This window comes from Bacillus sp. 005/A4HT-01/001, from assembly GCF_004634445.1.
In the GTDB taxonomy this organism is placed as follows: domain Bacteria; phylum Bacillota; class Bacilli; order Bacillales; family Bacillaceae; genus Bacillus; species Bacillus altitudinis.
Genome location: NZ_SEIZ01000001.1, coordinates 317,490 through 341,104, shown reverse-complemented (window position 1 = coordinate 341,104; position 23,615 = coordinate 317,490). Strand labels below are relative to the sequence as shown.

General features: G+C 43.8%; 22 protein-coding genes. 19 read left to right on the top strand and 3 right to left on the bottom strand.

Translation table 11 applies throughout. The annotated features are described in order from the left end of the window. The first annotated feature begins 75 nt into the window (after window positions 1–75). On the top strand, window positions 76–300 hold the full coding sequence (locus ES896_RS01830; protein WP_008347764.1) for a phage holin: 225 nt from the start codon (window positions 76–78) through the stop codon (window positions 298–300). 259 nt (window positions 301–559) lie between these two features. On the opposite strand, the gene slrR is transcribed toward ES896_RS01830, so the two are convergent. Next, entirely contained in the window at window positions 560–1,030 is a 471-nt protein-coding gene (slrR, locus tag ES896_RS01825) for an HTH-type transcriptional regulator SlrR (protein WP_045034019.1), read from the bottom strand. A 257-nt stretch (window positions 1,031–1,287) separates the two neighbouring features. On the opposite strand from slrR, the gene ES896_RS01820 reads away from it, so the two are divergent. From ES896_RS01820 to ES896_RS01760, 13 genes are all read left to right on the top strand, one after another. Beyond that, window positions 1,288–2,019, top strand: a complete 732-nt coding sequence (locus tag ES896_RS01820; RefSeq protein WP_024719858.1) for a YveK family protein — start codon at window positions 1,288–1,290, stop codon at window positions 2,017–2,019. Continuing rightward, entirely contained in the window at window positions 2,009–2,692 is a 684-nt protein-coding gene (locus tag ES896_RS01815; protein WP_008347761.1) for a CpsD/CapB family tyrosine-protein kinase, read from the top strand. Before ES896_RS01820 ends, ES896_RS01815 begins: the two co-directional genes overlap by 11 nt. A 165-nt stretch (window positions 2,693–2,857) precedes the next feature. Then, window positions 2,858–4,732: a polysaccharide biosynthesis protein gene (locus ES896_RS01810; RefSeq protein ID WP_024719856.1), complete on the top strand. Its 1,875-nt coding sequence runs from the start codon at window positions 2,858–2,860 to the stop codon at window positions 4,730–4,732. Further along, on the top strand, window positions 4,698–5,837 hold the full coding sequence (locus ES896_RS01805) for a glycosyltransferase family 4 protein (protein ID WP_135226287.1): 1,140 nt from the start codon (window positions 4,698–4,700) through the stop codon (window positions 5,835–5,837). The genes ES896_RS01810 and ES896_RS01805 overlap by 35 nt, the downstream gene beginning before the upstream one ends. Window positions 5,838–5,839: 2 nt before the next feature. Continuing rightward, window positions 5,840–6,679, top strand: coding sequence for a glycosyltransferase EpsE (gene epsE, locus ES896_RS01800; protein ID WP_135226286.1), 840 nt, complete (start codon window positions 5,840–5,842; stop codon window positions 6,677–6,679). Next, window positions 6,672–7,802, top strand: a complete 1,131-nt coding sequence (locus ES896_RS01795; RefSeq protein WP_135226285.1) for a glycosyltransferase family 1 protein — start codon at window positions 6,672–6,674, stop codon at window positions 7,800–7,802. The genes epsE and ES896_RS01795 overlap by 8 nt, the downstream gene beginning before the upstream one ends. 14 nt (window positions 7,803–7,816) lie before the next feature. Further along, complete coding sequence (locus ES896_RS01790; protein WP_135226284.1) at window positions 7,817–8,920, top strand: EpsG family protein; 1,104 nt, start codon at window positions 7,817–7,819, stop codon at window positions 8,918–8,920. Between the two features lie 27 nt (window positions 8,921–8,947). Continuing rightward, window positions 8,948–9,976 carry a glycosyltransferase family 2 protein gene (locus tag ES896_RS01785; protein ID WP_025208004.1) on the top strand — a complete coding sequence of 343 codons (1,029 nt, stop codon included), beginning with the start codon at window positions 8,948–8,950 and terminating at the stop codon, window positions 9,974–9,976. Then, entirely contained in the window at window positions 9,976–11,004 is a 1,029-nt protein-coding gene (locus ES896_RS01780) for a polysaccharide pyruvyl transferase family protein (RefSeq protein ID WP_135226283.1), read from the top strand. The genes ES896_RS01785 and ES896_RS01780 overlap by 1 nt, the downstream gene beginning before the upstream one ends. Before the next feature lie 28 nt (window positions 11,005–11,032). Beyond that, window positions 11,033–12,562 carry an MATE family efflux transporter gene (locus tag ES896_RS01775; RefSeq protein ID WP_135226282.1) on the top strand — a complete coding sequence of 510 codons (1,530 nt, stop codon included), beginning with the start codon at window positions 11,033–11,035 and terminating at the stop codon, window positions 12,560–12,562. Between the two features lie 20 nt (window positions 12,563–12,582). Next, window positions 12,583–13,176, top strand: a complete 594-nt coding sequence (locus ES896_RS01770; protein ID WP_017359198.1) for a sugar transferase — start codon at window positions 12,583–12,585, stop codon at window positions 13,174–13,176. Further along, window positions 13,139–13,828: an acetyltransferase gene (locus ES896_RS01765; protein ID WP_135226281.1), complete on the top strand. Its 690-nt coding sequence runs from the start codon at window positions 13,139–13,141 to the stop codon at window positions 13,826–13,828. Before ES896_RS01770 ends, ES896_RS01765 begins: the two co-directional genes overlap by 38 nt. Next, window positions 13,825–14,988, top strand: a complete 1,164-nt coding sequence (locus tag ES896_RS01760; protein WP_135226280.1) for a DegT/DnrJ/EryC1/StrS family aminotransferase — start codon at window positions 13,825–13,827, stop codon at window positions 14,986–14,988. Before ES896_RS01765 ends, ES896_RS01760 begins: the two co-directional genes overlap by 4 nt. 189 nt (window positions 14,989–15,177) lie before the next feature. On the opposite strand, the gene yvfG is transcribed toward ES896_RS01760, so the two are convergent. Next, window positions 15,178–15,393: a protein YvfG gene (gene yvfG, locus ES896_RS01755; protein WP_017359206.1), complete on the bottom strand. Its 216-nt coding sequence runs from the start codon at window positions 15,391–15,393 to the stop codon at window positions 15,178–15,180. A gap of 70 nt (window positions 15,394–15,463) precedes the next feature. Here yvfG and rpoN point away from each other — a divergent pair, with 70 nt between their 5' ends. Beyond that, entirely contained in the window at window positions 15,464–16,762 is a 1,299-nt protein-coding gene (rpoN, locus tag ES896_RS01750) for an RNA polymerase factor sigma-54 (RefSeq protein WP_135226279.1), read from the top strand. 172 nt (window positions 16,763–16,934) lie between these two features. Further along, window positions 16,935–17,672, top strand: a complete 738-nt coding sequence (locus tag ES896_RS01745) for a FadR/GntR family transcriptional regulator (protein ID WP_048001975.1) — start codon at window positions 16,935–16,937, stop codon at window positions 17,670–17,672. A gap of 227 nt (window positions 17,673–17,899) precedes the next feature. Here ES896_RS01745 and ES896_RS01735 read toward each other — a convergent pair whose 3' ends face one another. Continuing rightward, window positions 17,900–19,342: a sigma-54 interaction domain-containing protein gene (locus ES896_RS01735; protein WP_079920163.1), complete on the bottom strand. Its 1,443-nt coding sequence runs from the start codon at window positions 19,340–19,342 to the stop codon at window positions 17,900–17,902. Window positions 19,343–19,551: 209 nt separating this feature from the next. Between ES896_RS01735 and ES896_RS01730 the strand changes: the two genes are divergently transcribed. From ES896_RS01730 to ES896_RS01720, 3 genes are all read left to right on the top strand, one after another. Continuing rightward, window positions 19,552–20,745 carry an ornithine--oxo-acid transaminase gene (locus ES896_RS01730; protein ID WP_135226278.1) on the top strand — a complete coding sequence of 398 codons (1,194 nt, stop codon included), beginning with the start codon at window positions 19,552–19,554 and terminating at the stop codon, window positions 20,743–20,745. A 137-nt stretch (window positions 20,746–20,882) separates the two neighbouring features. Beyond that, entirely contained in the window at window positions 20,883–22,268 is a 1,386-nt protein-coding gene (locus ES896_RS01725; RefSeq protein ID WP_048002953.1) for an amino acid permease, read from the top strand. 288 nt (window positions 22,269–22,556) lie between these two features. Beyond that, window positions 22,557–23,594 carry a sugar-binding transcriptional regulator gene (locus ES896_RS01720; RefSeq protein WP_008347711.1) on the top strand — a complete coding sequence of 346 codons (1,038 nt, stop codon included), beginning with the start codon at window positions 22,557–22,559 and terminating at the stop codon, window positions 23,592–23,594. Window positions 23,595–23,615 lie beyond the last annotated feature (21 nt).

The following is a 23,615-nucleotide window of genomic DNA, read 5'->3' as shown; positions in this document are numbered from 1 at the left end:
CATTCGCTTTTTGCATACATATGAGAGGGAACGAGCAGTATCGCCCGTATGAAAGGATAAGGGGAGGGGTTACAGTTGAAGGTTCAAAAAATTAGTGCAGGCACTATTGCGAGGCTTGTGCTGCTTTTATTGGCACTTGTGAACAGCGCTCTCACTGCTGCAGGAAAAAGCCCAATTCCAATTGATGAAGAAGGTGTGCAGCAATTCATTACGTTAGCCTTTCTTGGCATCACATCACTATGGGCCTATTGGAAGAACAATGATATTACGAAAAAAGCACGAACCAAAAAAGAAGAATAACAGAAAACAGAGCCTTTTCATGCAAAAAGGCTCTCAGCATGTAGACAAACCCTCGCATTCGGTGTCAGTCCTGCGCTCGGGTGCTCGTCCTTACTAGACTGCAAAGGTTTTCTATCACGCTGAAAAGAAGACAAAGGGCTAAAATAAGTTCATTTTAGCCCTTTGTCCATAAACTGAAAAGAGCCTTTTCATATAAAAAGGCTCTATTTCATCGAAGCGACAAGCGCCTCTCCCCGCAAATTGGTTTGATCTCAGTGGCTTACGCCCGGTGTTCTCCCATATTGGTAAGAAACGCTTTCACTTCCTCGATGGTTAAGCCAATGGCCTTTGCTTCACTCATGAGACGCTTCCATTCTGACATATTTGAGTCGGTTAGCTTTCTCTGATGGACATGTAACGTCTTTCCTTCCTGCTCCTTTCTGTAGGTTTGAAGCAGCTGATACAGTTCTTCTTTAGGCATGCCGGATTGGACGGCATGAACGATATGATCCCGCCACTCCTGTTCACCGCCCTCAGCGTAATGAAACATCATCGTTTCTGCATCAAACAGCTCTTGTAAATCAATGTCTAGTGATGAGGATACCTTTTTTAAAAACTGGACAGATGGATTACGATGGACACCACGCTCAATTTTACTCAAATACGATTTAGAGACATGGGCATCTTCAGCCAGCTGCTGGATTGAGTATCCTTTCCTCTTTCGGTAAATGCGTATCACCTTTCCTATCATTCGATATATGATCTCCCTTCTCCCCGGCGAATCGTTCTGCGACCTTTTCGTTCATTATAAGAAATAAATTGTTCTTTATAAAATTCAAAAACGTAAGAAACAGGAAGTAAACAAAAGAAAACGAACGATTTCGTTCTTTAAAAAGAACTATAAGACCTATTATGACATTTTTCTTTGCGGGTATTATCTTTTATAATCCAATCATTAACAAAAAGAAACCATATATAACCTTTTTATGATGAAATCGGGAGGTATCTATGAATGAGAATATAGGTTTTAAGCAGCTGTTTTCTGTCATAAAAGAGAAAATGGCCCTTCTGATCCTGATTGTCCTGATCGTAACGGGCATTTCAGCCTACTATCAGTTCTATGTCTCGACTCCTGTATATCAGGCAACCACTCAAATTCTTGTTCATAAACGAAGCAGTGATGCACAAGCGAATTTAAACGATATTCAGATGAACCTTCAATATACACGTACCTTTCAAGTCCTATTAAAAAGTCCAATCGTTATTGAAAAAGTAAAAGAAACACTCAATCTTACAGAATCGGCGGAAGGATTAAAACACAAAATTGCCACAAGTACAGAAAATGAGTCAGAGGTCATAAATATTTCTGTACAAGATGAGGACCGAGCGAAGGCAGTAGCCATTGCGAATACAGCCACAGAGGTGCTGCAAGAAGAAATCAAAAAAACCATGAATATGGATCGCATTAATGTTTTGTCTGAAGCCAAGCTGTCCAACACGATACTGATGAACTCACGTAAATTCGTTCACATCGTTCTGGCACTAGGCGCCTCTGTATTAGGGGGAATGACACTCATTTTCTTAATGAATTTACTCGATGATACGGTGAAACGAACACATCAAATAAGAGAAGAGATCGGATTGCCGTCGCTCGGCAGTGTCTATCAGATGCAGGCAGACAGGAGGGCAAAAAAAGACAAGCAGTCCGTCATAACGGGAGGACAGAACATTGATTTTTAAGAGGAAAAAACGAGAAAAAAGAGATTTATCCTGTATTTCTGTATTAAATCCTCACTCTGTCATTGCGGAACAATTCCGAACGATCCGAACGAACATCGAATTCACGTCGATTCAAACGAGGCTGAAGTCGATATTGGTCACATCCTCCTTGCCGAAGGAAGGAAAATCATTTACGGCTGCAAATTTGGCAGCTGTTTTTGCACAGCAGAAAAAACGGGTTTTGCTCATGGATGCTGATTTACGTAAACCTGCCATTCATGAATATTTTGATCTAAGCCCGCACACCGGATTGACCAATGTGCTATTAAATAATTGCAGTTTGGAAGAAGCCATTTTGCCTACACCGATTGAGCATTTAGAGCTGCTTCCGAGTGGGACCATTCCGCCAAATCCCGCTGAGCTGCTTTCCTCCTCTGTGATGAAGCAGCTATTTTACGAGATTGAGCAGCAGTATGACATGGTGATTGTTGATTCCACACCGCTTCTGCCTGTAGCCGATGCCAAAATATTAGCGAACCGGACGGATGGAAGCATTCTTGTGGTTTTAAGCGGTAAAACGAAGATTGCCGCTGTGAAGAAATCAAAAGAAGTATTAGAGGGTACGACAGGGAAACTGCTTGGGGCGATGCTAAATGGCAAGAAAGTGAAAAAGGGAAGGCACTATATGTATTAAAGAGATTGATAGGTGATGTCTCCTAATCTTTAACAACGGAGGCACTCGATCCTGCTGTGGGCATGACATATGCCTTAGATGCTCGTCATCGGTAGTGGGATGTGAGGACGGGTTTGATGCCCATTTTACGTAAGAATAGTGATGTTTTAAAAAGGGGGAGGAGCGTTGACTTACGCCCAAAGATTATCAATCATCGTGGCACTAGATTCATATCTCATCTTAGTTGCCGTCTTTTTTGGCTTTCAATTTGTCCAAGAGGCAGCGTTAACCGTATATACATTTGAAATGCTCGTCATTTCTTCGCTCAGTCTGCTTATCGGGCACCATTTGTTTTCGTATATTTTTCACGTGTACAAGCAAGTATGGGCTTATACAGGGGTTAGAGAGCTATTTTCTTTAATGAAGACCTTTGCGTGTTCATTTTTATTTTCTATGACGATGCTGTACATTTTTGTGCAGACATGGCCATTTCGCTTTTTATTTATTGTCTGGCTTTTCCATGTGTTATTCATCGGTGCATCACGAATGGCATCCAGGCTGTTTCATGATGGTGCCAAGCGGTTTCAAGTTGAAAAGGAGCGGGCACTAATCATTGGCGCTGGATCAGCCGGGACCATTATTGTTCGTCAGCTTCAGCAGTCGAGTGATGTACATATTGAGCCGGTCGCTTTCATTGATGATGACAAAACAAAGCATAAGCTTGAAATTATGGGGCTGCCTGTTCTTGGGGGAAAAGAACATATTCAAACGGCTGTTGCGATGATGGATATTCAAAAAATCATTATCGCTATTCCATCCAAAAGCAGTCACACATTAAAAGGACTATATAAGGAATGTGTAGCGACTGGAATCAAAACACAGATTATGCCGGAAATGGAACAGATTTTAAAAGGAACCCATGCGCTGAATCAATTGCGGGATGTACAGCCAGAGGATTTGCTTGGAAGAGAGCCGATTCAATTAGATACAAGCCGTCTATCCGTTCACCTAAAAGGAAAAACAATTATGGTGACAGGAGCTGGCGGGTCTATCGGGTCAGAAATCTGTCGTCAAATTTGTGTATTTTCCCCTCGGGCGATTGTGCTTGTGGGACATGGAGAATTTAGCATTCATTCTATTTTACTAGAGCTGAAAGAATTGTATGGAGACAGCATTAGCCTATATCCACAAATTGCGGATATTCAAGATAAACAAAAAATGAGTGAAATCGTTGGTCATTTTCAGCCGGATATGATTTATCATGCCGCCGCGCATAAACATGTCCCGCTCATGGAAATCAGCCCGAAAGAAGCGGTGAAAAACAATATTATCGGGACAAAAAATGTGGCAGAAGCTGCACATGAGCACGGAGTTGAAACATTTGTCCTCATCTCATCTGACAAAGCGGTCAACCCTGCCAATGTGATGGGAGCGACAAAGCGGTTTGCTGAAATGGTGATTATGCAAATGGGGGCAAGCAGTGAAACGAAATTTGTCGCCGTCCGGTTTGGGAATGTACTCGGAAGCAGGGGGAGCGTCATTCCGATCTTTAAAAAACAAATTGAAAAAGGCGGGCCAGTGACTGTCACGCACCCAGCCATGACAAGATATTTTATGACGATACCAGAAGCATCAAGGCTTGTTATTCAAGCTGGTGCACTAGCAGAAGGAAGACAGATTTTTGTTTTAGATATGGGGGAGCCAGTCAAAATTGTCGACCTCGCAGAAAACCTCATTCACCTCTCAGGCTACACCACAGACCAGATTCCAATCACATTTACGGGTATTCGTCCCGGAGAGAAAATGTACGAGGAGTTACTCAACCAGCATGAAAAAGCACAGGAGCAAATTTTTCCGAAAATCCATATTGGGCATGCCTTGGATGGTGATCCGTATGTGCTGAACCGCTTTATTCACGAATTTAATATGATGAGTGACGATCAATTAAGACAGGCCTTGTTTGCCGCCATTGAGTCGCATGATGTATTGCCTGAACCGATGCAACGAGAGGAGGAGCCACTTGCCAATGAAGAAAAAAGTCTTGTTTTGCGCAACGGTTGATTATCATTTTAAGGCGTTCCATCTCCCGTATTTCAGGTGGTTTCAGGAACAAGGATGGGAAGTGCATACAGCGGCAAATGGCCAGTTGGAGCTGCCGTATGTGGATCAAGCGCATTCCATTCCGATTCAGCGTTCTCCTTTTCATTTGCACAACCGGCTTGCTTATGTGGAGTTGAAAAAGCTTTTAGAAAAAGAGCATTATCAGTTCATCCATTGTCACACACCGATGGGGAGTGTCATTGGCAGGCTAGCGGCCAAAGGGACGCGCAAAAAAGGGACGAAAGTTTTTTACACGGCGCATGGGTTTCACTTTTGGAAGGGGGCACCGCTTCAAAATTGGCTGCTTTATTATCCAGTTGAGAGGTGGCTCGTTCAATATACGGATGCACTCATCACCATTAATGGAGAAGACTATGAAAGAGCCGATCGTCTGTCAAAAGAGAAGGCGGCTGTGCATTATGTCCCCGGTATGGGTGTCGATATGAAGCGATTTGCACCAGTTGGTGACAAAGAAAAAGACCGCCTTCGTAAAGCATATGGTTTTACCACGCAAGATTTTATCGTGCTGTGTGCTGGTGAATTAAATGACAATAAAAATCAAGGAATGCTCATCAAAGCTTGCGCGCAGGTGTATCGGAATATACCACATGTGAAAATAGTATTTGCTGGAGAAGGGACAAGTCGGTCGTCCTATGAAAAGCTGGTCTGTCAGCTGAATCTTGAGGAACATGTACAGTTTGCGGGATTTTGCAAACACATCGAAGATTGGATGCATCTGAGCGATGTATGTGTATCAACCAGCTTGAGAGAAGGACTTGGGATGAATCTTCTTGAAGCGATGTCTGCTGAAAAGCCGGTGATTGCAACAGAAAATAGAGGGCATTGTGAGCTCGTCAAACATGGAGTGAACGGCTTTTTAGTCAAACCGCATGATGTGAATGGTTTAGCCGTTTATTTACAACAGCTCTATCATAAAAAGGAGCAGCTTCACCTAATGGGGAAAGCGGGACGTTCTATGGCTCACGCATTTGCACAGGAGCAGACGGTAAGTGCAATGGAGGAAATTTACACAACGTATATGGACCAAAAAGAGAAGGTGATGTGAGCATGCGTCAGCCGAAAGTATCGATTATCATGGGTGTTTACAATTGCCAAGAGACAGTAGAAGAAAGCATTGAATCGATTCTCCGTCAAACCTATGAAAACTGGGAGCTCATCATATGTGATGATGCATCAACAGATGGCACCTATGAAAAAGTGCTGCACTATACCATGCGTGATCCAGATAGAATTCGCCTCATTCAAAACGAACACAATCAAAGACTTGCCGCCAGTTTAAATCGTTGTCTCACTGAAGCGAATGGAGAACTGATTGCAAGACAGGATGGCGACGATATATCAGTGTCTACACGATTAGAAAAACAGGTTCATTTCCTCGAAGCACATCCAGAATATGATGTGGTTGGGACGGCGATGACGGTGTTTGATGAGTCAGGGGCGAAGGGCGTTCGAGCACTTGTCTCAGAGCCTGATCGAAGGGTGCTAGCAAGAGGAACGCCTTTTTGTCATGGGACGATTATGATGAGAGCGTCTGCCTACAAAGCTTTAAATGGCTATCGTTCTGTAAAAACAACCAGACGGATGGAAGATATCGATCTTTGGATTCGTTTTTTTGCTGCGGGGAGAAAAGGCTTTAATTTGCAAGAGCCCTTATACCTTGTAAGGGAGGATGAAGCGGCCTTTCAGCGCCGGAAATTCCGATATTCAATGGACAATGCCTGGCTTGTGTTAAAAGCATGCAAGCAATTAAAATTGTCGCCATTTGATTATTTCTTTGCGCTTAAGCCTGTCATCCGTGCCTGTATGTCACCAAAGATCATGAGGTTTTATCATCAGCGGAAACTTGGAGGATCTATGGTGAAAAGGAGGACGATTCGGGATGAGTGAGCCAAAGCGTGTACTTCATGTTGTGGGCGGAATGAACAGAGGCGGAGCAGAAACGATGATCATGAACATCTATCGTGCAATCGACCGAAATGTTCTTCAATTTGATTTCATTACCCACCGGGAGGATGTCTGTGATTACGATGAGGAAATTCGTCAGCTTGGCGGGCGGATTTTTTATGTCCCAAGTATTGGAGCGTCCTCTCCATGGACGTTTGTCAAAACGTTGACGAAGACGATCAAGCAAACGGGACCTTATCAGGCGGTGCATGCACATACAGATTTTCAAACGGGCTTTTCTGCCCTTGCTGCGAAACTGGCAGGTGTGAAGATACGCATTTGCCATTCACATAATACCGCTTGGAAACAGTCTCCTAGCCGGGTTGATCATTTGATGCTCAAAGGGTTTCGTCAGCTGATCTTTGCCTTTTCTACGCAGCTTGTTGCATGCGGTGAAGATGCCGGTGTCTTTTTATTTGGGCAAAAAAGAATACACGATGGACGAGTGGACATTTTGCCAAATGGGATTGATTTGGACCTTTTTTTTCAGTTGGAGCCAGAAGCGAAGGTGAAGATGAAAAAAGACCTCCATCTTCATGAGAGAAAACTGATCATTGGGCATATTGGCCGATTTCATGAGCAGAAAAATCATGTTTTTTTCATCGAATTAGCGCAGACACTGAAAAAACAAGGGGTCTCCTTTCAGCTAGTTCTCATAGGAGATGGGCCGCTCCGGCCAGTGGTTGAATCATATGCAGAGAAAGCAGGATTAATGGAAGACATTGTGTTTACGGGCGTTGTCTCAGAGGTTCCGCAGTATATGAAAGCATTTGATGTGTTTGTGATGCCGTCTTTGTTTGAAGGTCTTCCTCTCGTATTAGTGGAAGCGCAGGCATCTGGACTCCCATGTGTGATTTCAGATCATATCACAAAGGAAGTCGATTTAGGTTGTGGGCTTGTGAAACGGAAATCTTTGCAAGATTCAGCACATGAGTGGATGAAAGCCATACTAGAAGCCTACCATGCAGATCCTCCTCTTCAGGAGACGATTATTTCTCAGCTTGGTCTTAGAGGATTTGATGTAAAACAGAACATCACCCGTGTGATGAATGTGTATGGATTGTAAGGAAGGATTGGCAGATGGCGGTTTATTTGGTGAACATGATCATGGTCTATTTATGGTCGAGCTTTGCTGCATTTTATGGCAGACGTGATGATACCATACAAAGCGGCTGGCGGCCGAACAAGCTTCTGGTGTTTTTTCCATTTTTATTTCTTTGTATTGTGGCGGGCATACGCTACAAAGTAGGAACTGATTTTGTAACCTATGGACAAATGTATGAGTTCTCCGTCAACTATGACAAGCCTTGGCATATTTTCGGATTCGGTGTAGACAAGGCCGCCACTGATCCGGGCTTTACATTGATCTTATGGATGCTCAATCAACTATCACATGAGCCGCAAATCATGTATATCACAGTTGGGATCATCACCTATTTTTTTATTATCAAAACACTTGTGCGATATGGACGGCCATTTGAGCTTAGTATGCTACTATTTCTCGGCACATTTCATTATTACGCTTCGTTTAATGGCATGCGGCAGTATATGGTGGCAGCGATTCTTTTTTATGCCATCCAGTTTGTCATCAAAGGTCAGTGGAAATGGTATTTTCCGCTCGTACTTGTATGCGCGCTATTTCATTCCTCGGCACTCATTATGATTCCAGTCTATTTCATCGTCAGAACAAAGGCGTGGTCTTGGATGATGCTTGTGTTATGTATGATTTTTCTAGGCTTAACCGCTCTGTATGACCGCTTTGTCTCCGTGTTTGTGGTGATGCTGCAAGGGAGTTCTTATGGTCATTACGAGGAGTGGCTGACAACGAATACGAATGGAATGAATGTGACGAAAATTGGTGTCTTGATTTTGCCGTTATTGCTTGCGTTCTTTTATCGAAAACGACTTCGTGAGCTGACGCCAGAGAGTGATTATATTGTGAATTTTTGCTTGCTTGGATTTTTGTTTGGCATCCTTGCAACGAAGGATGTCATTTATGCAAGATTTCATATTTACTTTGGTCTGTATCAGCTCATTTTACTGCCTTATTTCACACGGATTTTTGATCAGCGAACCAATTTTTTTATGTATATCGGAATTGGGGTTTGCTATATTTTGTACAGCATCATGCTGATGCCGTTTGATTCGTCTGTTTTACCGTACCGAACGATTTTTACAAAGTAGATTTGAAGAAAGGTGGGGCTTGCTGTCATGCCAGCTATCAGTCTATTGGTCGCAGTCTATAACACTAGTCAATATGTGGAGCAGTGTCTTCAATCGATTGCAGACCAAAGCTTTTCAGATATAGAGGTCATCCTCATTAACGATGGATCTACCGATCACAGTGGAGACATTCTTGAAGCGTTTGCTGCGCGTGATGAGCGATTTCGGGTGATTCACCAAACCAATCAAGGGCTGGGAGCGGTGAGGAACAGGGGCATAGAAGAAGCAACAGGAACGTATCTTGCCTTTGTTGATTCAGACGATGTTCTCGCTCCTCAATACTGTGAGGCTTTATATCAAGAAGCCGAAAACACCGGTGCCGATCTTGTTGTCAGTGAATATTGGATTCAGTTTGAACAGTCAAAACGGATCATACCGACGACGCTGTTAGCTCAGCAGGAAGCCGATAAGACAAGTTTAATAGAATCGTTATTACATGGTGAGATCACGGGATTCTCATGGAATAAGCTGTATCGGCGGGCATTTATCGAAAAGCATCATATCCGTTTTCCATTGAGAGGTGAGCTTGAGAATATTGAAGATCAATATGTCACGCTGCGCTGTTTTTCTTTATCACGTGTCATTGCCTTTGTTCATGAGCCGCTTTATTATTACCGGGTTCATTTGTCATCCATTGTCCAGCGATATCAAAAGCAGTATTTTCAGCATGGACTGGCGTTTTATGACGCGCAGCGTTTGTTTTTAAAAGAGCATGATGAGCTGACACCATATGAGAAGGCTTTTTACTTTTTTATCGTGAATCATACGCTGCATTGTATGCTCAATGAATGGAAGAGCCAAAATTCCCTTTCCTTTCAAAAAAAGCTTGGTCATATGCGTGAAATGGTGACACATGAAGCTTTTCAGAAGGCTGTGAAACAAGTGGAACCATCGAAGCTGACTGTGCGAAAGCGAATGATCTTATTCCTTGCTAGGATGCAGTGGGTGTATCCGCTCTCTGCCGCAGCTTCAAGCTATCAAAAATGGATTGAATATCAAACGAGAAAATCGGGGTGATGAGTGTGACATTGCAGCAATTAAAAGCACATGCCGCAGAGTGGCTGCTCTTAAAGGTCAAGTATCCACTTCAATATAGGTTGAGCCGCCAAAGACTGCCAGAGCTGCGTCATCAGAAGAAAATCATTCTCACGCTGCTGCCGGCACATGACAACTTAGGTGATCACGCGATTGCCTATGCCAGCTACTGCTTTTTACAAAAGCACTTTCCAGACTATCAAATCATAGAAGTAGACATGCAGGAGATGTATCGTCTAGCACGTCCACTGAAGCACGCGCGGCACCCAGAGGACATTGTCTGTATCATCGGTGGGGGCAACATGGGCGATTTATATCGATATGAAGAATGGACAAGACAATTTATCATGAACGCCTTTAAGTCCTATCCCGTCATTCAGCTGCCCGCTACTGCTCATTTTACAGAAACAAAGAGAGGGAAAAGAGAAGAACGCCGCGCTATTCAAGCATATCAGCAACACCCGAGGCTTCTCTTGATGGCAAGAGATCAAACCACCTATCAATGGATGAAGCAGCATTTTCCTAATAAAGAGGTGTGGAAACAGCCTGATATGGTCCTGACATTAGACGAAACATCAAAGAGTCAAACCCGTAAAGGTGTGCTACTTTGTCTGCGTGAGGATAAGGAGGCGTATCTCACGAAAGAGAAACGAGAACAACTGCAGGAGCATATCAAAGAAACGTATGATCAAGTTGGTTTTATCACAACGACCATTGGTAAGCGAGTGAATCGAACGACTCGTTTAGAGGAATTATCCACGTTATGGACGCAGTTGAGTCAGGCACAAGTCGTCGTGACAGATCGACTGCATGGCATGATCTTTTGTGCGATCACACATACACCGTGTGTTGTTATCAGGTCGTTTGATCATAAAGTCATGGAAGGATATGAATGGGTAGCGCACTTGCCGTTTATGACCCTTTTGAAGGAACCAACGGAGGAAGCGGTGAAAAAGGCCGTTCATCAGCATATGAAAACAAGCGGACAAAAGGGAGAGGAAGCTGGATGAAGGCCCTTAAACACTGCGTGAAATCACCATGAACCGTGCGTTTCTTTACAATGTCAGTGCAAATGTGATGACGTTTTTCTTGATGATGCTGATGTCTGTTTGTTTAACGCCTTACATTGTTCATACACTTGGAGTGGAAGCGTTTGGTCTGATTCATCTGACGCAAAATATGATCAATTATTTATCGGTCATTACGGCTTCATTAAGTGCTGTGGTGGTGCGTTTTTTTTCTGTTGCGGCTCATAAAGGAGAGATGGAACAAGCGCAGCGCTATCTCGCTTCCTATTTTGTCAGTTCTCTTTTTTTATCCATCTGTCTTTTTTTACTTTGTCTATTCATGTCTCAGCAGCTGGTTGACTGGCTTCATGTGCCTGCTCATCTTGCAAAAGATACACAGATCGCCTTTGTGTTAGGGGGTCTTTTATTTATGCTCAATTTCGTCATGTCTGGTATTGGGGCGGCACCGTTTTATGCGAACAAATTATATGTATCGAGTGTTGGACAGGCCATTCAGATGTTTGGCAGGGCGCTTGTGATTGTACTGTTATTTACTGTGACGACACCAGCCATCTGGCATATTCCGCTTGCAGCCGTTATGGGGAGTTTCGCCGCTTTGGGAATGGGTCTCTATTATTTTAAGAAACTCATTCCTTGGTTTTCGTTTAAGTGGCGGTACGTTTCTTTATCTTCAAGTCTCACGCTGGTTCGATCAGGGGTGTGGCATTCATTTGAGCAAATGGGCATTTTGTTGTTTTTACAAATCGATTTATTGATGACCAACTTACTGATTGGGGCAGAAGCGACTGGACAGTATGCCGCCATTTTACAATTTCCATTATTATTGCGCACCCTTGCAGGGACACTTGCGGTTGTGTTTGCGCCAACAATCACAAAATTATATTCAAATCAAGACGAGCAGGGGCTCATTCAATACGCCGCCAATGCCATGAAATGGAGCGGTTTATTTGTGGCATTCCCCGCGGCTCTGTTAGGAGGTCTTGCCGGTCCGCTCATGCTGTTATGGCTTGGACCAGCCTTTGAGGAGCTAAAATGGCTGCTGATGATTCATGCGGCTTATTTGTGTTTCACGTTGATGTTTTTACCGCTGACCTATGTACCGACTGCCTTTAACCGATTTAAAGTGCCGGCGGTTGTGACACTCATATTAGGCGGTTCCAATGTCCTGTTCGCCTATGGACTGACTCACCTACTTCAGCTTGGGTTATATGGCATTGCATCAGCAGGGGCCGTTGTTTTATTGATGAAAAATATCGTCTTTCTCCCATTGTATACAGCCAAGATCACGAAACAGAAAAGTACCATCTTTTACAAACATACAGTCGTTCCGCTGTTTGGGGCTCTATTCATATGGGGGATCTGTGCCGGCATTCAGGCTGTGTATGATGTGACGAGATGGTGGGAGCTATTTTGTATTGGCGGAATATGTTTCGTTCTCTACTTAGGTTATTTGTATCAATTTGCAGGAACAAAACAAGAGCGGATACAGCTCATGCGTAAGGTGAAACAAGCTGCTATTGAACGAGCTGTCTCCCGCTAGTGTGGAAAGGAGAAGCAATGATGAAAAGAATAATAGATGTGGTCGTGGCACTGACACTGCTCATCGCAGGGAGTCCTCTTTTCCTTCTCATCTATGGACTCATTCGGTGGAAAATCGGAGCGCCTGTGGTGTTTCGACAAGAACGGCCTGGTCTGTACGGACAGCCGTTTATGCTTTATAAATTTCGGACGATGACCGAGGAACGCGATGAACATGGCGTACTGCTTCCAGACCATCTTCGATTAACAAAAACCGGCGCCTTTATTCGCAAGCTCAGTCTTGATGAATTGCCGCAGCTTGTCAATGTACTCAAAGGGGAAATCAGTCTCGTTGGACCAAGACCGCTTTTAATGGAGTATTTACAAATGTACACAGAGGAGCAAGCGAAGCGTCATCTTGTAAAGCCTGGTATCACTGGATGGGCCCAGGTGAATGGAAGAAATACTCTCTCTTGGGAGGAGAAATTCACCTATGACCTCTGGTATGTAGAGCACCAATCGTTTTGGCTCGATATGAAAATCTTATGGATGACCTTGCTGAAAGTCATCAAAACAGAAGGGGTGCAGCAGCCAAATCATGCAACAGCTGAAAAATTCAAAGGAACCGATACGTAAAGAGCAGCCCATTGGCTTAATAGGGGCTGGTGGACACAGCAAGGTCATTCAGGAGTTGATTTTTTTGCATCCTGATTACTCATTGTGTGCTGTATTAGACGATCGATTTGAGGAGGCTGACACTCGAACCGGCATTCTGTATGGTCCGATTTCTATGAGTCAAAAGGTAAGAGAGGAAAAACCTGATATGCAATGGCTGATTGCCATTGGACAAAACGAAATCAGACAGAGGATCAAAGAACGTCTCGCATTTGAAGAGAGGGCATTTGCCACACTGATTCATCCAGAGGCAGTTGTGAGCTCGTCAACGAAGGTTGGCCGAGGAACGGTTGTGATGGCAAGGGCAGTTGTGCAAGCAGATGCAGTAATTGGTGAGCATGCCATTATCAACACCGGTTCTATCGTGGAGCATGACTGCTTTCTCGAATCCTTTACGCACCTTTCTCCGGGAGCCGTGCTCACCGGCTGTGTCTCTGTGCGAGAGGGTGCTCATATTGGAGCTGGGGCTGCTGTCATACCTGGCAGAACCATTGGAAGCTGGGCAGTGATCGGCGCAGGAGCGGCAGTGACCCGAGATATACATGATCAGAAAGTCGCCGTAGGCGTTCCTGCAATTGAGATCAAAGATCGAAGAGAAGGTGGGAAATCATGAGAGACAGGAAACGAATCTACTTATCTCCTCCTCATATGAGTGGAAAAGAACAGAAGAAAATAGAGGAGGCATTTAAAAGCAATTGGATTGCACCATTAGGACCGCTTGTAAATGAATTTGAGCAAGTCGTCGCGGATTATGCAGGCGTGAAGAGTGGAGCGGCATTGTCTTCAGGAACAGCAGCCATTCACCTTGCCTTAAAACTCATTGGCGTTCAAAAGGGGGATATGGTCTTTTGTTCCACTCTCACATTTGTTGCCAGTGCAAATCCTATTTTATATGAACAAGCGACGCCTGTTTTTATTGATTCAGAAAAAGAGACATGGAATATGTGTCCGCTGGCGTTAGAGAAAGCCCTCGCTGAAACAAAACGACTTGGGAAAAGACCCCGTGCGGTTATTGTCGTTCATTTATACGGACAAAGTGCGAAAATGGATGAAATCATAGCGGTGTGTGAGGCATATGATGTGCCAATCATTGAAGATGCGGCTGAATCGTTAGGCAGTATATATAAAGGAAGAAAAAGCGGTTCAATGGGCAGGTTCGGTGTTTACTCTTTTAACGGAAATAAAATCATTACAACATCAGGAGGCGGAATGCTTGTCAGTGATGATGAAGCAGCCATCGACCGCTGCCGATTTCTCGCGTCACAGGCAAGAGAACATGCCTTGCACTATGAACATCAAGAGGAGGGATATAACTATCGGATGAGCAACCTGCTCGCAGGTGTAGGAATCGCACAAATGGAAGTGTTAGAGGAGCGTGTTCAGCAAAAACGCCGCATTTTCGAGCGTTATCAAGATGCTTTAGCCGATATTGAAGGCCTTCAATTTATGCCAGAATATCAAGAAACCACATCGAACCGCTGGCTGACCACATTCACCATTGATCATCATGTACAGATGTCTCCAGTAGAGATGATAGATGCTTTAGAACAAAAGCAGATCGAAGCAAGGCGTGTATGGAAGCCGCTGCATCAGCAGCCGCTCTTTCATGGTTGTCCTTTTTATACAACAGCCGATGAAGTCCCTGCATCTGAGTTGTTATTTGAGACAGGTCTTTGCCTGCCATCTGGTACAAGCATGACAGACGCAGAACAGGAGCTTGTCATTGATACATTGCACAGCGCCCTGCAAAAGAAAGCATTATCCTCCACATAGGCTGCTCGTTCATCAGCAGCCTGCCTCTCTTTTTATCAATCCCTTATTTTATGGAATCATCATGACCTATGGCTTACTGTAGGGCGGTCCGGCTTTTTGATGATGTACAAATCGAAGCTGGATCAAAAGCTTTTCCTGCATGAAAAACACCCTTTGCAATCATGAGAAAGGGTGTTGTTTTTCGTCCATTTATTCGCTTTCTTTTTTCACCTTTTGGTACGCTTCATCGAGATGCTGAATTCGCTTCAAGACAACAGCATTTTTCGTCAATTGGTCCTGCACAAGTGTAGAAACCACCGAACGATAATAAGCGTTCATGGCATGAATCTTGTCTTCATGTTGATTCATGGCAATGTGCTGTTTTAAATTGTCGATAAAGTATGGAACGGAAAAAAGTTCAGACATGGAAATCACTCCTATTTCGTATATACGGTCCGTCAATCTTCATGTAAAATGATGAGAGGGAGGGGAGACAATGAGCCTTAAACTGCAACAAGAACTAGTATTAAAGCAGGTACTCACGCAAGAACTCAGGCAGGCGATTACGCTGCTGCAATTGAATTGTGCAGAGCTGGGTGAGTATCTTGATCAGTTAGCGCTTGAGAACCCTCTGATTGAGCGGAAAGACACGGACAGCTATCAACCAGTTTATCATAAAAGAACGCAAGATCGAATGACAGAGCCGTATCGTACGCATCAAAAAGAAAGCCTGCAAATGTATTTAAAGAGACAGGCCATTGATTTGAATTTAAGTGAAAAGAATCAAAGGATTTTTCACTTCATGATTGAGTCCATTGATTCCAATGGCTATTTAAATGAACCGGTTGACCAAATGGCCACTGTTTTACAGGCTTCGGCAGAAGAAGTAGAGGCCGTTCTTCATCAGCTTCAATCATTAGAGCCTGCCGGTATTGGCGCTAGATCATTGCAAGAATGTATCCTGCTCCAGCTTAGACGAAAAAAGGATCGCTGGTATGAAGCAGAGCTGATCATCGAAGGGCATTTCTTTCTTTTCGCAAGGAAGGCTTGGAAGGAAATCGCAGCTAAAACAGGTATGCCGTTGAAAACCCTGCAAGCCATACAAGATGAGGTGTCGCTTCTCGAACCAAGACCAGGCCTTCATTTCTCTTATGAAGACCAGGATGTGTATATAGAACCAGATGTGTTGATTACAGCTGCGGGAGGTCACATCACATTCGAGCTGAACCAGCGTGCTTTTCCGGACATTGAAATGAATGAAGGGTATTTCGCCATGATTCAAGATCAAAAGCGGCATGAAGCATATGCATATTTAAAGGAAAAGCATCAGCAGTACAATTGGCTTGTTCAAGCGCTTAAGCAGAGAAAACAAACGATGACAAATGTCGTTCGTGAGATTATCTTACAACAGACTGATTTTTTCCTGACAGGGAAGCATAAAATGAAACCGCTTACGATGAAGCGGGTTGCAGATATATTACAAGTGCATGAGTCGACAGTGAGTCGAACAGTCAAAGGGAAAATGGTGCAGACTCCTTATGGGTTAATGGAAATGAAACAGTTTTTCCAAGCGAAACTAGAAGGGCATTCGCTTGAAGAAGCATCCAGCTACACAGTGAAGACCCACATTGCAGAGCTGATTCAATCAGAAAATAAGAAAAAACCGTATTCGGATCAGCAAATCATGACGCAGCTTCAGCAAACCTTTGGTATCCGCGTCTCTCGCAGAACCATTGCCAAATATCGTGAACAAATGAACCTTCCGTCTTCCACGCTGCGGAAGAGATATGATTAAAAAGAAGCACATGCCAGAAACAATGGCATGTGCTTCTTTTTTGATGAGTGGAAGAGTGATAGAAGATTTCTTGAGAATTGAAAAAGGGAAGACGTGTGATCTGAATTTTGGGGTAAAGTATAAGATAGGGCATGAGGCGATAGGGTAGACAACAGTGATGAGGTGAGACCAATTGAAATATAAACAAATCAAAACGAAAAAAATATATGAAGAAATTGCGGACGCATTAGTCGAATCCATTCGAACAGGGGAGCTTCTTCCGGGCGAAAAATTAGACTCGGTTCAAGCACTTTCTGAAAACTTTCAAGTCAGCCGTTCCGCTGTGAGAGAGGCGCTGTCCGCTTTGAAAGCGATCGGATTAATAGAGATGAAGCAAGGAGAAGGCACATATGTGAAGCAGTTCGATCCTGAGCAGCTCACATTTTGTTTATCTCCTGCTTTTTTGATGAAGCAGCAGGATATCGTACAGCTTCTTGAAGTGAGATCAATCATTGAATCAGGTGCTGTCAAAAAGGCAGCATTGCTGCGGACAGACGATGACCTCCATCGACTGCAGGAGGCACTAGAACAAATGAAGCGTGCAGAAGCGCATAAAGAAATTGGTGAAGAGGCAGACCTCACATTTCATCTTGCCATCGCTAAAGCCTCAAAGAATCATTTACTAGCGGCGTTAATGAATCAGGTCTCAACCTTGTTAATGGAAACGATGCGAGAAACAAGAAAAATCGTGTTATTTTCAAGAAAAGCGTCCATACGTCAGCTTTACAAAGACCATGAACGTATTTATCAAGCTATCATGGACAAGCAGCCAGAAGAAGCAGAGCGGGCGATGCTCACACATTTGGAAAAAGTAGAACAACTTCTTGGTGATGTGCTGCAAGAACAGGAAGGAAAGCCAGATATACAATAAGCTGTGCCGAAAAGCGGCACAGCTCAGCGTGTAGACAAACCCTCGCATTCTTTGTCAGTCCTGCGCGCTGGTACTCACGGATGTCAAATTCGCTCCGTGCCAGTGCTCGTCCTTCCTAGACTGCAAAGGTTTTCTATCACGCTGAAAAGAAGACAAAGGGCTAAAATAAAGTTCATTTTAGCCCTTTGTCAACAATCTAAGCTGTGCCGCATAACGGCACAGCTCTATTATTGAAGAGAAATATGCAGCTTTTTCATTCGATATTGCAGACTTTGCCTGCTCATGCCCAATATCTTTGCAGTCTGTGAAATATTGTCGTCCATTTTATTTAAGTAATGGACGATGTATTGTTTTTCAAATCGTTCCATTTGGGTTTGGAAATCAGTCGTATGTTCTGAGCTCGTGTAGACGAAGGTATCAGCTGCAGCTGTAGGCTGCACCGGACTCATCTGCATGTGTTCACTAGGATGACCTTCTCCTTGCTTGAATCGGAAATGGTAAGGAAGGTGATGCAAGCTTAAGGATGTTTCGTCCATCATCATATTCATTCCAGCCTCAATCACATGCTCCAGTTCTCTTACATTGCCCGGCCAATGATACGTTTGGAACAGGGCAAGTACCTCTTCATCAGCCGCCTTCACATTCATTTGAAACAGTTCATTATATTTTTGAATAAAATGCATGACAAATGTGGGGATGTCTTCTTTTCGCTCAGAGAGTGGCGGGATAAACAAGGTGACAATGCCAAGCCGGTAAAATAAATCCTTTCGCATCCGTCCACCTGCGATCGCATCTACAGGGTCCTCATTCATATTAGCAATCACTCTCACATCAATGGCGATTTCTTTTGTACTGCCTAACCTTCTCACACGTTTCTCCTGCAAGACGCGCAATAGTTTTGCTTGAAGAGCCGGGTGTAATGAGTTGATCTCATCTAAAAGCAGTGTACCACCTTGTGCTTGTTCGAATAGACCGGGCTGATCTGTTGCCCCTGTAAAAGCCCCTTTTTGTGTTCCAAAAAGCAGACTTTCAATCAGGTTATCAGGTAGCGCTGCACAATTCTGCGTAATAAATGGTCCAGATGAACGGCTACTGCCATTATGAATGCTTTGTGCAAATAGCTCTTTCCCCGTCCCTGTCTCACCAACAATCAGCACATAAGAAGAGGTACGTGTGGCTCGTTTCGCATGTTCAATTACTTCTAAAAAGGCAGGACTTTCCCCAATGATTGAATCAAATGTAAAGCGTGTGTTTCCTTTTTTCTTCATATTGTGGTGAATGAGCCGTTCCAGTTTCGTGACATCATTCGAAATTTCAACTGCCCCTTGAATCAAACCGTCTCGAACGAGCGGGTATGTATGGTTAATCGTTGTGATTTCTTTTCCATTGTAGTTGTGATACGTCTGCTTTGCATGAACCGTTTGTTTCCCGGTTCGCAGCGCTTGGACAAGTGTACTGTGCATCTCATCCTGAAAAACAAAGAGGTCTAAGACATTTTTATAAAGGACATCAGAACGTTTTAAAGATTCGATCTCCATCATTTTTTTGTTATAAACAATGGTATTGCCATTTTCGTCAATGGCGTGAACCCCAACATCAATTAAATCGAGCATTTGTTTATATAGATCAATCTCATTTTCGAGCTTTGCGGTATGCTGATCTTTTTTCACTTGCGCCACCTCCAGACATTACCTCTATTTTACATGAAAAATTTTGCGGTTTCCTTTAAATAATTTTGCATATGCAAAATTATTTTGCTTTAAAGATGAGCACAATCCTAGGCACAGAGCGATCACTAAGTTGGCATGATCCTTGCATAACATAAGAGTGAAGATAAACCCAATCAAAAGAGGCAAGCTTATAGAAGGAGGAATACACGATGACACAGACAAAAGCATTGATTCATCAAACAGAACAATACGGTGCGGCGAACTATCATCCGTTGCCAATTGTGATTTCAGAGGCTGAGGGAGTGTGGGTGACTGATCCTGAGGGCAACCGCTACATGGATATGCTCAGTGCATATTCTGCAGTGAACCAAGGACATCGCCATCCCCGCATTATTGAAGCGCTTAAAACACAAGCTGACCGCGTGACACTCACATCAAGGGCCTTCCATAATGATCAGCTTGGCCCATGGTATGAGAAGATTTGCAAATTAACGAATAAAGAGATGGCATTGCCGATGAATACAGGAGCAGAGGCTGTGGAAACGGCGATAAAGGCAGCGAGACGATGGGGCTATGATGTCAAGGGTATCGAAGAGAATCGGGCAGAAATCATTGCATGTACCGGGAATTTTCATGGTCGTACAATGACGGCTGTGTCACTTTCTTCGGAAGCAGAATATCAAAGAGGTTTCGGTCCGATGCTTCCGGGCATAAAGCTCATCCCTTATGGAGATATTGAGGCGTTACGCGAAGCGATCACTCCGCAAACAGCAGCTTTTCTCTTTGAACCGATTCAAGGGGAAGCGGGCATTGTCATGCCGCCCGAGGGCTTTATAAAAGAGGCAAAAGCGATCTGTGAGAAGGAACATGTGTTATTGATCGCAGATGAAATTCAAGTGGGATTAGCGCGGACTGGCAAGATGTTTGCATGCGACTGGGAAGGCATTGAGCCGGATATGCTGATTCTTGGTAAAGCACTTGGCGGCGGGGTATTCCCGATCTCATGTGTTGTAGCAAATCGTGATATTTTAGGTGTGTTTAACCCAGGATCTCACGGGTCTACCTTTGGCGGGAATCCTCTTGCGTGCGCAGTATCGCTAGCTGCACTAGATGTTTTAATCGACGAGAAGCTTGCCGAGCGCTCATTGGAGCTTGGGGAATATTTCAAAGACAAACTGTCACACATTCAAAGTCCTGTCATTAAGGAAGTGCGCGGGCGTGGACTATTTATTGGAATGGAACTGACTGAGGCAGCTAGACCCTATTGCGAGAAGCTCAAGCAAGCCGGGCTGTTATGCAAAGAAACCCATGAGACAGTAATTCGATTTGCACCGCCGCTCACCATTTCAAAAGAAGACTTGGATTGGGCAATCGCTCATATCGAAGCGTTATTTCAAGCATAAATGATCAAGGGAGAAGACTTCAAATTCTCCCTTTCTCTTTCAATGAACGGCGAATTTTGTCAAAGGTTGATGAATAGAAGAGTGAAAGTGGGGAAGCGGATTTGAAGCCAGAACAGCATAATGAACTAGAGCGTTCCATGAAAAGTAGACATCTCTTTATGATTGCCTTAGGTGGGGTCATTGGAACAGGCCTTTTCCTTGGGTCAGGACTCATTATTCATCAGGCAGGCCCAGGGGGAGCCATTCTTTCGTTTATCATTGGCGGATTGCTCATGTATTTGGTGATGCTCTGTCTTGGTGAATTAGCAGTGGCGATGCCGACAGCTGGTTCTTTTCAGGAGTATGCCACGAAGTATATTGGTCCATCGACGGGCTTTATGATCGGCTGGCTCTATTGGTTTAGCTGGGCGTGTACGATTGGACTTGAGTTTACATCAGCAGGTATTCTACTCCAAAGGTGGTTCCCAGATATCCCTGTTTGGCTTTGGTGTCTTGCCTTTAGCGTCATCTTATTTTCCATCAATGCCATCTCGGCACGCAGTTTCGCTGAAACAGAGTTCTGGTTTTCAGCCATCAAGGTTGCTGCGATCTTATTGTTTATTATCATTGGAATTGGCGCAATTTTCGGAATGATTCACTTAAAAGGCGGGGAACCTGCCCCACTATTTCGTCATTTGACGGATCATGGCGGCCTTTTTCCTAATGGTCTTTTGGCGATTTTATTAACCATGGTCACAGTCAATTTCTCCTTTCAAGGAACAGAGCTTGTAGGGATTGCAGCAGGTGAAAGTGAAAGTCCGGAAAAAACACTCCCGCGTTCTATTCGGAATATTATTTGGCGGACGATGGTCTTTTTTGTTTTATCCATTGCGGTTCTTGCAGCCCTTCTTCCATGGCAGACCGCCGGCGCAGTGGATAGTCCGTTTGTTGTGGTATTGGACAAGGTCGGCATACCATACGCCGCAGATATCATGAATTTTATCATCATTACAGCCGTCTTATCTGTAGCGAACTCTGGATTATATGCATCATCACGTATGCTATGGGCGCTTTCAAAAGACGGGAAAGGACCTGTTTTCACGAAAAAATTATCCAAACGTAAAATCCCGATCAATGCCTTATTGGTGACAATGGGTGTATCCGCTCTATCACTGCTCACGAGTGTTGTAGCACCAAAAACGGTATATGTCTGGCTCATATCCATTTCGGGTATGGTGCTTGTCGTTGTTTGGATGTCTATTTGTTTATCCCAATACTTCTTTAGGAGACAATTCATAAAAGAGGGCGGAGATGTAAAGGATCTGGTCTTCCGAACGCCTTTCTATCCATTTGTGCCATTAGCAGGTTTTATCGCATTTGGCATTGTTCTTATCAGTTTATTCTTTATTGAGGATCAGCGGATTGGTCTTTATTGCGGAGTTCCATTTATGGCCGCCTGCTACATCATTTACTACCTCAAGATTAAACCGAAGGAAGATGCGAAACGGTTTAATGAAGAGAAAGAAACGATACCGAAAACATAAGCAGGCGGCTTTTGACCGCCTGCACCTTTTCAAAGACAAATGCATTCAATATAGAAGAAAATAAATAGTTTGAAAAAAATAAAATAGCGGAAAGCTAGATGACAAGCAGGTTATCGGTCAAAATGTGTCTATTTTTTGTCTAAATGTGTTTGTAAGAGTTGAAAATGCAAGATTATCCTGTTAAAATAATTAAAGAAAGCAGGGATTGATTTTTTTTGGCTGTGGCGGGACGTTTTTTGTCACAGTGGGACGTTTTTAGTCCAACGTGAAAAGAAAGGGTCGTTAGCCATGAATCGTTTATTGGAAGCTCAAAAAAAATTATTACCAGATCTTCTCACAGTTATGCAAAAACGCTACGACATTTTGCAGTACATCAGATTAGCTGAACCAATTGGTCGCAGAAGTCTTGCGACAAGTCTTGGTCTGAGTGAACGTATTTTAAGAGCTGAAGTTCAGTTCTTAAAGGAACAAAATCTGCTGGATGTCAAAACGAGCGGTATGATGCTGACGACTGAAGGTCATGCTTTGCTTGAAATGCTTGAAGGAATGATGAAGGACGTTTTAGGTTTAACCTTTTTGGAAAATACATTAAAGAGGAAATTAGGCCTGGAAGAAGTCATCATTGTTTCTGGTGACAGCGATGAATCCCCGTGGGTGAAGCAAGAAATGGGAAGAGCTGCTGTCCAGTGTATGAAAAAAAGGTTTACTGGAAATAATATCGTCGCCGTCACTGGCGGAACGACGATGGAAGCCGTTGCCGAAATGATGACCCCTGATGCCAAAAACAGAGACATGATGTTTGTCCCTGCGAGAGGCGGTCTTGGGGAGAATGTAAAAAATCAGGCAAACACCATTTGTGCCCACATGGCTGAAAAAGCTTCCGGTACTTACAAACTGCTGTTTGTTCCAGGACAGCTGTCAGAAGGTGCTTACTCTTCCATTATTGAAGAGCCGTCCGTCAAAGAAGTGCTTCAAACAATTAAATCATCCACGATGCTCATTCATGGAATCGGTGAAGCAAAAACAATGGCGATGAGACGAAACACACCCGCTGAAGATTTAAAAAAAATTGATGAGCATGACGCAGTGACAGAGGCTTTTGGCTATTACTTTAATCGTGATGGCGAGGTCGTCCACAAAGTGCACTCCGTCGGCATGCAGCTAGATGATTTAGAAAGCATTCCACACATCATTGCTGTTGCTGGTGGATCATCAAAGGCAGGGGCCATTGAAGCTTATTTCAAAAAACCCCGCCGAACGGTTCTCGTCACAGACGAAGGAGCCGCAAAAGAGTTATTAAGGGAGTCAATTGATCCCTCAATATAAAACATTGTGACCTATAAAAGG

Excerpts from the sequence above, each read along its gene's own strand:
- slrR (WP_045034019.1), bottom strand. The coding sequence starts at position 1,030 with ATGATAGGAAAGGTGATACGCATTTACCGAAAGAGGAAAGGATACTCA.
- ES896_RS01820 (WP_024719858.1), top strand. The coding sequence starts at position 1,288 with ATGAATGAGAATATAGGTTTTAAGCAGCTGTTTTCTGTCATAAAAGAG.
- ES896_RS01805 (WP_135226287.1), top strand. The coding sequence starts at position 4,698 with ATGAAGAAAAAAGTCTTGTTTTGCGCAACGGTTGATTATCATTTTAAG.
- epsE (WP_135226286.1), top strand. The coding sequence starts at position 5,840 with ATGCGTCAGCCGAAAGTATCGATTATCATGGGTGTTTACAATTGCCAA.
- ES896_RS01795 (WP_135226285.1), top strand. The coding sequence starts at position 6,672 with ATGAGTGAGCCAAAGCGTGTACTTCATGTTGTGGGCGGAATGAACAGA.
- ES896_RS01790 (WP_135226284.1), top strand. The coding sequence starts at position 7,817 with ATGGCGGTTTATTTGGTGAACATGATCATGGTCTATTTATGGTCGAGC.
- ES896_RS01785 (WP_025208004.1), top strand. The coding sequence starts at position 8,948 with ATGCCAGCTATCAGTCTATTGGTCGCAGTCTATAACACTAGTCAATAT.
- ES896_RS01780 (WP_135226283.1), top strand. The coding sequence starts at position 9,976 with ATGAGTGTGACATTGCAGCAATTAAAAGCACATGCCGCAGAGTGGCTG.
- ES896_RS01775 (WP_135226282.1), top strand. The coding sequence starts at position 11,033 with ATGAACCGTGCGTTTCTTTACAATGTCAGTGCAAATGTGATGACGTTT.
- ES896_RS01770 (WP_017359198.1), top strand. The coding sequence starts at position 12,583 with ATGAAAAGAATAATAGATGTGGTCGTGGCACTGACACTGCTCATCGCA.
- ES896_RS01765 (WP_135226281.1), top strand. The coding sequence starts at position 13,139 with ATGCAACAGCTGAAAAATTCAAAGGAACCGATACGTAAAGAGCAGCCC.
- ES896_RS01760 (WP_135226280.1), top strand. The coding sequence starts at position 13,825 with ATGAGAGACAGGAAACGAATCTACTTATCTCCTCCTCATATGAGTGGA.
- yvfG (WP_017359206.1), bottom strand. The coding sequence starts at position 15,393 with ATGTCTGAACTTTTTTCCGTTCCATACTTTATCGACAATTTAAAACAG.
- rpoN (WP_135226279.1), top strand. The coding sequence starts at position 15,464 with ATGAGCCTTAAACTGCAACAAGAACTAGTATTAAAGCAGGTACTCACG.
- ES896_RS01730 (WP_135226278.1), top strand. The coding sequence starts at position 19,552 with ATGACACAGACAAAAGCATTGATTCATCAAACAGAACAATACGGTGCG.
- ES896_RS01725 (WP_048002953.1), top strand. The coding sequence starts at position 20,883 with ATGAAAAGTAGACATCTCTTTATGATTGCCTTAGGTGGGGTCATTGGA.
- ES896_RS01720 (WP_008347711.1), top strand. The coding sequence starts at position 22,557 with ATGAATCGTTTATTGGAAGCTCAAAAAAAATTATTACCAGATCTTCTC.